Source organism: Asticcacaulis sp., from assembly GCF_020217185.1.
Taxonomy (GTDB): Bacteria; Pseudomonadota; Alphaproteobacteria; order Caulobacterales; family Caulobacteraceae; genus Asticcacaulis.
The window spans coordinates 1-10,000 of the sequence record NZ_JAIWNX010000222.1; the positions used below are offsets into that span (position 1 = coordinate 1).

At 62.2% G+C, this 10,000-nt stretch carries 9 protein-coding genes, 1 tRNA gene and 1 pseudogene; 7 read left to right on the plus strand and 4 right to left on the minus strand.

Annotated elements, in window-relative coordinates; translation table 11 throughout:
- The 6 genes and pseudogenes from LDL37_RS10975 to LDL37_RS11000 all read left to right on the plus strand — a co-directional run.
- Positions 1–460, plus strand: a pseudogene (locus LDL37_RS10975) (hypothetical protein); the annotation flags it as partial.
- Positions 461–602: 142 nt separating this feature from the next.
- Entirely contained in the window at positions 603–1,379 is a 777-nt protein-coding gene (locus LDL37_RS10980; RefSeq protein ID WP_290798028.1) for a M48 family metallopeptidase, read from the plus strand.
- A 22-nt stretch (positions 1,380–1,401) separates the two neighbouring features.
- Positions 1,402–1,956, plus strand: a complete 555-nt coding sequence (locus tag LDL37_RS10985) for an energy transducer TonB (RefSeq protein WP_290798031.1) — start codon at positions 1,402–1,404, stop codon at positions 1,954–1,956.
- 103 nt (positions 1,957–2,059) lie between these two features.
- Positions 2,060–2,135 (plus strand) — tRNA-His (locus LDL37_RS10990).
- 136 nt (positions 2,136–2,271) lie between these two features.
- Positions 2,272–3,354, plus strand: coding sequence for an FAD-dependent oxidoreductase (locus LDL37_RS10995; RefSeq protein WP_290798034.1), 1,083 nt, complete (start codon positions 2,272–2,274; stop codon positions 3,352–3,354).
- A gap of 63 nt (positions 3,355–3,417) precedes the next feature.
- A complete protein-coding gene (locus LDL37_RS11000; RefSeq protein WP_290798037.1) occupies positions 3,418–4,278 on the plus strand; it encodes a transglycosylase SLT domain-containing protein in 861 nt (286 codons plus the stop codon).
- On the opposite strand, the gene LDL37_RS11005 is transcribed toward LDL37_RS11000, so the two are convergent.
- Positions 4,275–6,017, minus strand: coding sequence for a HAMP domain-containing sensor histidine kinase (locus LDL37_RS11005; protein WP_290798040.1), 1,743 nt, complete (start codon positions 6,015–6,017; stop codon positions 4,275–4,277). The two genes, LDL37_RS11000 and LDL37_RS11005, sit on opposite strands and share 4 nt — an antisense overlap.
- A 220-nt stretch (positions 6,018–6,237) precedes the next feature.
- On the opposite strand from LDL37_RS11005, the gene LDL37_RS11010 reads away from it, so the two are divergent.
- Entirely contained in the window at positions 6,238–7,389 is a 1,152-nt protein-coding gene (locus LDL37_RS11010; protein ID WP_290798043.1) for a DUF2336 domain-containing protein, read from the plus strand.
- 148 nt (positions 7,390–7,537) lie between these two features.
- Here the strand turns inward: LDL37_RS11010 and LDL37_RS11015 are convergent, their stop codons facing one another.
- From LDL37_RS11015 to LDL37_RS11025, 3 genes are all read right to left on the minus strand, one after another.
- On the minus strand, positions 7,538–8,242 hold the full coding sequence (locus LDL37_RS11015; RefSeq protein ID WP_290798046.1) for an ABC-type transport auxiliary lipoprotein family protein: 705 nt from the start codon (positions 8,240–8,242) through the stop codon (positions 7,538–7,540).
- On the minus strand, positions 8,242–9,204 hold the full coding sequence (locus tag LDL37_RS11020; RefSeq protein WP_290798048.1) for an MlaD family protein: 963 nt from the start codon (positions 9,202–9,204) through the stop codon (positions 8,242–8,244). The genes LDL37_RS11015 and LDL37_RS11020 overlap by 1 nt, the downstream gene beginning before the upstream one ends.
- A gap of 71 nt (positions 9,205–9,275) precedes the next feature.
- The coding region (locus LDL37_RS11025) for an ABC transporter ATP-binding protein (protein WP_290798051.1) at positions 9,276–10,000 on the minus strand (725 nt) is incomplete at its 5' end.

Here is a 10,000-nt window from a genome sequence, read left to right on the forward strand (position 1 = left end):
GACGCCGATCCGTTTGAACAGACCCGATACGCTGGCCCCGCCGGTTGAGGACAGCCTTCCGCTTGTGGCGACGCCGACGGACCTGCCCGAAGTGACAGGCCCCATACCGGTTATCACCGGTCAGCCTGGCCCGGTGGCTGACCCCGGGCCGGTCCATGCGGTTGGTCCGACCTACGTCAAGGCGGTGTGGTCGCGCTTCCCCGACTCAGCGGTCCTGATGGAATATTACCCCGCCCGCGCTATGGACGCCGAGGTTGAAGGGGCGGCAACGCTGGCCTGTACGGTGCGTGACACCAAGGGTCGCGTGAAGTGCGAGGTGCTGTCGGAAGACCCCCGAGGCTATGGCTTTGGTGATGCCGCGGTGCGCGCGGTGGAGGCCAAGGGCCGCGCCGACACATCGAACGGTGCGGTCGAGGTCGGAGCGACCATGCGCGTCAAGATGGGCTTTGCCCTCCAGTAGGCGCACTGCCTCCCGATTGTGATAGGGCCTCCGGACATCCGGAGGCCTTTTTACGTCCGGCTTATAGCCAAGGGCGCAGCCTTTATTGACCGAGCGCCGCGCAGACGCCATTATGTTTCAGGAAAAATCCGAGGGAGTCCCCATGCCTGCGCGCCTGAAAACCATTGTGAGCCCCAAAACCCTGACGATCGCGGCCCTGATTGCGGCCGCGGGGGCTCTGGTGGCCTGCGAAACCAACGACACCCTCGGCCGCAGTCAGTTCCTTCTGGTTGACAATGCCGATCTGGAGCCGTCGGCCCTGCAAGGGTGGCAGGAACTGATGCGGACCTCGAAAGTCTCGACCGACGCCGCGTTGAACCGCCGGGTCAAGACCGTCGGTGCCAAGATCGTCGCGGCTGCCGGCTATAATCCCAATCAGTGGGAATATGTGCTGTTTCAGGATGATCAGCCCAACGCCTTCGTCATTCCGGGCAACAAGGTCGGCGTGAATACCGGCCTGTTCAAGGTGGTGAAGAATGATGACCAGTTGGCGGCGGTTCTGGGCCACGAAACGGCGCACGTCCTGGGCAAGCACGCGGCTGAGCGCTATTCGCAGCAGGTCGGCACGCAGATCGCGCTTCAGACGGCCGCCGGGGCCACGTCGGGCCGCACCCAGCAGGTGATTGCCAATTACGGAGGCATGGGCGCGCAACTGGGGCTGCTGCTGCCCTATTCGCGCAAGCATGAACTGGAGGCTGACCGGATCGGCGTCGATATCATGGTCAAGGCGGGGTATAAGGCCTCGGAGTCCATCGCCCTCTGGCGCAATATGCAGGCCCTGAATCAGGGTAAGCCGCCGGAATTCCTTTCGACCCACCCGTCAGACAATACGCGCATCGCGCAATTGGAAAGCTATATCCAGTCAAAGGGCTATAAATAGCACTATATAAGGGGGCGGGGCTATGATCGTTGAGGACGAGCGGGAGGCGGCTGCGCGCCGCCTGAAAAGACTCGTGGTGTGGCTTATCGTGGCCTTGCTGCTGTTTGTGGGGGCCGGCTTGCTGGCAGAGCACACTAAGCCACTTCCCACTCTGTCCCAAGTCTCAGACAGTATTGAGGCCTTCCTTTCGGAGGAGGTCACGCGCCAGACGCGCCACGAACCCCGTCCTTATGATGTTCCCGCCGTAGAGGCATCGCCACCCGTTCCCGTAGACATTGACTCGAACACGATTAACGCAAGGTGGGACCTCGGCGATGATGTGGACCTCGCCGATTACATGCCCGATAAGGCCATAGATGCCAATGCAAAGGGTGAAAGCACGGTTGCGTGCCGCTGGGATGCTGGCGGGCGCGTGACAGGGTGTACGATCATCTCTGAGAGCCCGCAGGGATTTGGCTTTGGACAAGCAACGCTGCGTCTGATGCGTGACCACGGGCGGGTTGCCGCACGAAATCCGGATGAGACCTTTACGGCCGGCGAGGGATTGAAGATCCGCTTTCGCTGGGTGGTGGACTGAATGTTACGGAGCCGCTTTTTCACCGCTTATTGCGTCGGCGGGTGAAATTACCCCTTGATCGGCGGGCCGTCGCGGTTTAGAGGATCGGCCCTCACGATGGTCTGCCGTCTTAGCTCACTTGGTAGAGCGCCAGATTGTGGCTCTGGAGGTAGCTGGTTCGAAACCAGCAGACGGTACCATCGTGATAAAAGCTCCCCCGACAAGTCCATGGCATAGCCAAACCAGTCGTCCACGGACGGATTGACGCAAGGGTCGCGTGCGCTCTGGTCCTGCGGGCAAATCCGGTTATAAGGCAAGCCTGAAAAGGATATGCCTATGTCTTCGTCTTTCAGCCTTATCGTTATCGGTGGCGGCATTACCGGCCTCAGCCTTGCCCTGCGCGCGCTGGATTACGGTCTGGCGGTGACCCTTATTGCCAGGGACGCGGTCGAAGACACCACCTCGGCCCTGTCGGCGGGCATGATTGCCCCGGCGATGGAGGCCCTGACTGAAGCGCAGCCAGAGTTGTCCTATGCCCGCTACGTCGCTGCGCAAAAGCATTGGCCCGTCTTCGCCGCCGATCTGGGTTTGTCTGAAATCCTTGAAATGGCGCAGCCTGCTGTTTGGGTATGGTCAGGTGAGGCGGGGCCGTCGCCTGACGACATGATGGCGCGCTTTACGGCGTTGGGGGCCAAGGGGCAGGTGATGGCCGAAGAGGACCTCGCCAAACTGGGGTTCCATGCGCCTTTGCACGGCATCGAGATTGTCGGTGAATGGCTGATGGCGGCTGCGCCGGTGCTGGCCTTTATGAAAACACAGTTCGAGGCGCGCGGCGGGCGCTGGGTCGAGGGCGAGGTCACGCAGGTGGCCGCCCACAGCGTCGAGCTATCCGACGGATCGGTGCATCAGGCCGGGCATGTGGCCGTCTGCGCTGGCTATGGGGCGGCATCCTTTGTGGACTCTGTGCCGTCATTGAAGGCCCTGACGCCTATCAAGGGCCATCTGCTCGATCGCGACGGGCGCAGCGACCCCGCTCTGGCCGGGCGGATGGTGCGCTCGCCCTGGGGCTACTGGGTGTTTCTCGACGGCCTGACCAAGTTTGGCGCCACCATGCAGGCCGGTAAGGCCGATGAGGGTGTGGAGCCGGGGGTCATCGACTCGCTGAAAGATAAGGCGGGTAAGTTCACGCCGTCGTCCGTTGCGCCGCTTCAGGACGTCACGCCGCGCGTTGGCGTGCGGGCGGCGACACCCGATCACTGGCCACTGATCGGCCGCGACGTCAGCGGCGTCTATGTGGCCGCCGGAATGCGGCGCAATGGCTGGATATATGGTCCCTATGCCGCCACCGTGTTAACGGCCCTGATGACGGGGCAGGAACCGCCGGCAGGGGCGGAGGCCTACGCCCCACAGCGGTTTTGATTCACGCCTCGTTAACCTCTATCGGGCAAAATTTGCCCATTCTTTGGTTAACGCGCGCCTTTCATGTCCGGCCCTTCGTCTCCCGTACCCGACTCTTCCGGCCTGTCGCCGCGAAAGCAGAGTGTGGTCTCCGCTATCACGCGGGCGGCCCAGCGGACGGGTGTCGATTTCAGCTATCTGCTGAAAACCGCTCAGCGCGAAAGCTCCTTAAACCCCAATGCCAAGGCCCCGACCTCATCGGCGGCAGGTCTGTTTCAATTTATCGAACAGACCTGGCTGGCAACCGTCAAAAAGCACGGTGGCAAGCACGGCTATGGCGGCTATGCCGACGCCATCCGTCAGGGGGGCAACGGGCAATACTATGTGGCCGATTCGCAAGCGCGTCAGCAGGTGCTGGGCCTGCGCTACAATCAGGACGCAGCGGCGGCCATGGCGGCGGAGATGACGGCGGGCAATGCCGCCTATCTGAAAGGCCGCACGGGCCGCAACCCCACGGCGGGCGAGCTTTATGCGGCGCATTTTCTGGGGCCGGCGGGTGCGGCCAATCTGATTGAAGCGGTGGAGCGGCGGCCGGGTGCTGCGGCGGCCAGTCTGTTTCCGGCGGCGGCCAATGCCAATCGTTCGATCTTCTACCGCAATGGCGCGCCGGTCAGCGCCGCCCAGTTGATGGCCAATCTCAATTCCAAGGCGGGTGGGGCCGTGCAGATGAACCTGCCCGATGTGCCCGACAGCGACACGCCGATGGAAGCCAATGGCAATGGTTACTTGCTGGCGCGTCTGCAACGCGTGCAGTCGGACGCTCAGTTGCTCAATATCGCCTTTGGCAACGGCACCGGGGATCAGAGCCTGTTGTTCGCCACGCAACTTTTGTCGGCCTTCGGTCCGGAAAAGGACAAGAGCGAAGAGGGCGGCGGCTTCGTCTAACCCACCGTCAAAGCGCGACGGAGGGCGTCTTCCGATTGCGGCATAAGCAGCGGGCGCACGCCCATTTCACTCAGCGGTTCCGCCTGCTGACCATCAGGCAACAGCGCCAGTATGGTCAGAGCTTCGCGCGCCTGTGTCGCCCTGAGACGTTCCAGCCATTCGGCCACCTTCTGGCGGTTGGCCGCATTGTCCAGATCCTCGAAGGCACCCGTGGCGATCAGCACGGCGTCGATATCCCCCTTGGCGGCCAGAGACACGGCGCGCGGCCGCGTGGTGGCCGTCAGGCAGCGATGCCCCAGTCCTTCCAGCGTGTCGCGCAGTTCTACCGAACGCAGAGAGTCGTTGGATACCAGCATGACCTTAAGGCCGCTTACGGACTCCTGTGCAGGCGCTTCCGGCTTGGCCACCGGACGGGGGGCGATGGCATCCGGGTCGTAGGGCAGGTCCAGCCAGAATTTGGAGCCTACATCCGGTGTGCTCTGGGCTCCGATCTCGCCATGCATCAGTTCGGCCAGACGACGCGACAGGTTGAGCCCCAGTCCCGCACCGGAATAGCCGGCTGAGGTACGTGCAATGCGCTCATGCGGCAGGAAGGCGCGGTGTAGTTCCTCCGGTTCCAGCCCCGGCCCGGAGTCCATGACCTTGAGCCGTAAAACGCCTTCGTCAGGCGGCAAAAGTCTGACCTCAACCTTGCCCTTGGGCGTGTACTGGATGGCATTGGCCAGCAGGTGGGACAGGATCTGTTCCACGCGCGAAGCGTCCCCAATCGCGGCTCCTGTTTCGGGCAGGGGGGGCAGGCTCAGGGTCAGATCCAGGCCCTTGGCAGTGGCCATGTCCTGAAAGCCGCTGGTGACGTCACGCATCAGACTTTCGATATCCAGCGGGCGCAGGTCGAGCACCATCTGACCGGAGCGTGCCTCACCTTCGTCGAGCGTGGTGGTGATCAGCCCCAGCAAATGGTCGATTTCGCTGCGCGCACTTTCGACATAGTGGCGCGGAGCCGGGGCACGGCTGAGGTGCGAGAGGCCCTGATCCAGTGTCTGTTCCACGCTGCGCAGGCCGGTGGCGATTTCACGTGACAGGGTTTGCATCAGGGCCATCTGATCGCGGGTCAGGTTATCGCGGGCGGTAAGGGCGGCTTCGCGCTCCTGAAGCGTACGCACCTGCGCAAAGGCGAGTTGATAATGTTCCCGAAGATGACGATTCATAATCAGGCCCAGAGCCAGCGCCATGGCCAGCCCGCCGGTAACGAGGTTTGTCCATGTGCCGTCAGGTTGGGTGAGGTTAAGCGCCAGTATAGGTCCGGCCATGGCCAGCGGGGCCAGGGTCAGCAAAAACAGCAGGACCGGTGCGCTGAAAAAGATAATCCCGACGGCCGCGCCGGCGCAGATGGTGGCAAAGACCTGCGCCGCCGGACCGCCGCCTACGCTACTCAGGGACGCCACCAGCAGGCTCAGGGCCCATAGAGCGCCACACAACCATTGCCGCCGCAGCCTGACGTCCAGACTGCGGCGTGTCGGGACGGCGTCGGTTTTCAAAGAGGGCTTAAGGAAGAAGAAGGCCGTCCAGATGCAGACGAACAAGACCATGTTCAGCGCGATTTGCAGCGGCGACATGAAGTAGCTGGCACCCCAGATATAGACCGGCAGGCCGATGGCAAAAAAGCCAAGCGCATAGGGCAGCAGGCGCACCTGCGCCTTCAGACCGTAATCAAGCGCGATCTGTTCTTGCGTGGGCACGACCTCGGCGTCGGCAGTTAAGGGGGGCGTGGACTCTGACATGTCCCCATAATGGCGCAAACAGATTGCGGTCCCGTTACCAGAGCCGGAAAAATTAACTTTTGACCGGAGATCAGGCCTCAACGTAGGCTTTGGTAAGGATTCGTTAAGAGGCGGGGCGGACAATCCAGGAACGTACCGTCTCGACTCGTCCGGTACGAGATGATCAGGACCTCCTCCCATGACCGCTTCGCGTAGCCTGCTTTCCGAAACGGACGTCGCCCGTCTGGTCAGAAGTGACAATGCCGATGATCGCGCTGTCGCCACCCATAAGGTGTGCCGCCTGATGGAACGCAGCGAACTGAGCGAAGTCGAGCGCGCCGCCGCGCAAGAAATCATCCGTCTGCTGGCTGATGACGCAGCCGAACTGGTGCGCAAGTCGCTGGCGGTCACCTTGCGCACCTCCAGCCTGCTGCCGCACGATGTCGCCTTGCGCCTGTCGCGCGACGTGCAGGCGGTCGCCGTGCCGGTGCTGAGCTATTCGCCGGTGTTTACCGACGAAGATCTGGCCGACATCATCCGCTCCGGCGGGCCTGTGCGTCAGATGGCCGTGGCACGCCGCGAAACCCTGTCGGAAACCGTGACAACGGCCCTGGCCGAACACGGCGTCGAAGAGGCGGTCGTGATTGCCTGCGCCAATAATCAGGCCGTGTTCAGCAGCGCCGGCATGGATGCGGTGCTGGAACGCTTTGGCGAGTCCGAAATTGTACAGAACACGTTGATCAATCGTCAGCACCTGCCGGTCTCGGTGACCGAAAAGCTGATCCATATGGTCAGCCAGTCGCTGAAAGAACAACTGGTGTCACGTCACGCCATCCAGCCGGAAACGGCGGTGCAGATCACCGAGGCGACGCAGGAGCGCGCCACGCTGGACGTCGCCGATCAGACAGGGGCCAGCCGTGATCCGGCGGCTCTGGCGCGCCACCTTGTCATCGCCGGACGCATGACGCCGTCCCTGATGCTGCGGGCGCTGGCCCGCGGGCATATGGCCTTCTTTGAACACGCTCTGGCGGAATTATCGGGCGTACCGCACGATCGCTGCTGGCTCATGGTGCATGATGCCGGGGCTTTGGGGCTGCGCGCCATCTATGACCGGGCGGGCCTGCCGGCGCGCATGTTCCAGACCTTCCGCATTGCGGTTGACACCTATCATTCGCTGGCCAGCGAAAATGCCGATCCTGACGTGCTGCGCTTTCAGGCGCGCATGATCGAACGCTTTTTGACTCAGGTGCCGTTCGCCCCACGCGAGGACCTGATCTACCTCTATGAGCGTCTGGACCGCGATGCGCGTGGTCGCCGCCGGGGTGGCAAATCAACCCTTCAGGCGGCCTGAGGAACGCCAAAAGAAAAAGCCCGGTCGCGAGCGATATGTCGAAAAGTGTGAGCGGTTTTTCGGCAAAAATATCGCGACAAAACAAAAATTTAGAGCGGGATGACGCTTCGATTTGAAATCATCTCGCTCTAATGAACGGGCTTTTCTGTTACTGGGTCGGCGCTGTTGCCGGTGGCGGAGGCGTCGTGGCCTCTTTGGCTTTGGCCTCGCTGACCGCCGTTTCCGTGAAAGCAATCACCTCCACCGTCACGCGCGAGGCGGCGCTCTCAAACCCTTCGATCATCGGCCCCAGACTGCCCTTGCGCACAGCGATCTCTGAGGAGATGAACTTCTCTGCCATCACCTGGCGGTCTTTTAACCGTACCAGACGCGCATCCAATGCCACGATAACCGTTGGCCGGCGCTTGGCATAGGCCGCCTCAAAGCGACGTACATTGATGTCGAGCCGGTATTCGCCAGACACACGGCCCTGATCACCAAGGCGAACCTCAGGGCTGGCCTGCCGCGCAAAGCCTTCGGACATCAGGTCACGGAACTGCCCCTGCGCCGTGCTGGCCCAGCGGCCGCCGGAGACGTAGGACACCTCATTGCCTTCGGTCGTCACGATGCGGTCCCCCGCGGCGGCGCGCGGAAAGCCGTCGAAATTGACGAAGACATCGACCGGCTTGGTATCGGGCGAAGCGGGCGGGGCCTTGACCTCGCCTTTTTCCAGCAGGGCCGGGTTGAAACGGATGCTGTAGAGCTGCACCGGCTTCACTTCGGGCAGCAGGGTAATGCAGCCGCTGAGGCCGGTGGCCAGACCGGCGGTCAGCAGACCGAGGCTCAAAGAGCGACGTGTGGCGCGCGTCATCATTACGGATTGACCTTTCTCTCTTTGGCCTTGGGCTTGCCGATCAGGCCCTGCGGGCTGGCGCGGACCTCTTCAACGAGGTCTTCGACGGAGCGGGTGGCCTGATTGAGGTTACGCAGGCTGTCCGACAGGGCGGGCAGGGTGGTCTCGGACACTTCGTTGATCGGCCCCTGTGCCGCCTTCGACAGGTTGGCGACTTCGGTGGCGGCATCGGCCAGCTTGGCCGCCGCGTCGTCGATGCGGTTCATGGTCTGCGGCACGCGATCCTTGACCAGCACATCGGCCGAATTGGCCAGTTTGGACAGGTTTTCAGCGGCGATGCCGGCCTGCACAATGGCCTCATGCGCGTCATCCAGCAGTTGCTTACGCTGTTTGAGGTCTTCGGTGACTTCCCCAATATCACTGGTGATGTCTTCGATATTTTTCATCGTCTTGGCAAAGGCGTTGAGGTTATCATCTGACATCAGGCGATTGATACGGTTGAGCGACTCATAGGCGCTTTCGATCACGCCGCCTGACCCGGCCAGCAGCTTGTCCAGACGGCTTTCGGTGGCGCGAATAACCGGGTTGCGGGCGCCGATACCGGGCTCACGCTTGAGCAGTGCCGCTTCCTTGGAGCCCGGAGAAATCTGGATGTAGTTGAGGCCGGTGACGCCCAGCGGCTCCAGCACGGCGGTGGAATCGACGCGCACGGGCGTGGAGGAATCGACGCGTACAGTGGCAATGACCTGAGCCGTATTGGCCTTGCCCAGCCGTAGCTCCTTGACCTCACCGACCTTGATGCCGTTGAAATGCACTTCGCCGCCCTCGGTCAGGCCGTTGACCGAAGAGTTGAACACGACGTCGTATTCCGAGTAGGTTTCGTTGAAACTGCCCTGAATCAGCCAGAAGGCAAAGACAAAGGCAGCCGCGGTGAGCACCAGGGTGATCAGTCCGACAACCGCGTAATGGGCCTGTCTTTCCATTTACTCTCCTCTCGTCACGGCGCGTTTGCCGCTCAGGGTCGTCGTGTAGGCGTGGACATCAACTCGGCAGGTCATGAGGCGTCTCCCGTCCCCCGGCTTTGCGAAGACCGGCCACGCGGGCCGTTGAAATACTCATGAATCCACGGGTGGTCCGATTGTTCCAGCACTTTCGGCGGGGCCTGTGCTACCACGCGCTTGTCGGCCAGCACCGCCACTTCATCGCAGATGGCGTACAGGCTGTCGAGATCGTGGGTGATCATGAAGACGGTCAGGTTCAGACTGTCCGACAGTTCGCGGATCAGCGCGTCGAACGCCGCCGCCCCGATGGGGTCGAGGCCAGCGGTCGGCTCATCGAGGAACAGAAGCTCCGGATCGAGCACCAGTGCACGCGCCAGTGCCGTGCGCTTGATCATGCCCCCCGACAGTTCCGAGGGCCGCTTGTCAGCGGCATCGAGCGGCAAGCCCGCCAGAGCCATCTTCATCAAGCCGATCTCGCGCATCTGTGCGGGTTTCAGCTTCGCGTATTCGGTCAGGGGCACGCAGACATTTTCGATGACGCTGAGCGCTGAAAACAGCGCCCCGCTCTGGAACAACACGCCAAAGCGCGACTGCATCAGGCGCAACTGTTTCTCGTTAAGCCGGGTAATGTCCTTGCCGAACAGATGGATCGCGCCCTTGGACGGCTTTTGCAGCCCAAGGATCGAGTTGAGCAGCACCGTCTTACCGGTGCCGGAGCCGCCAACCACACCCATGACCTTGCCCCGTTCGACCGTCAGGTCGAGGTTGTCGTGCACGA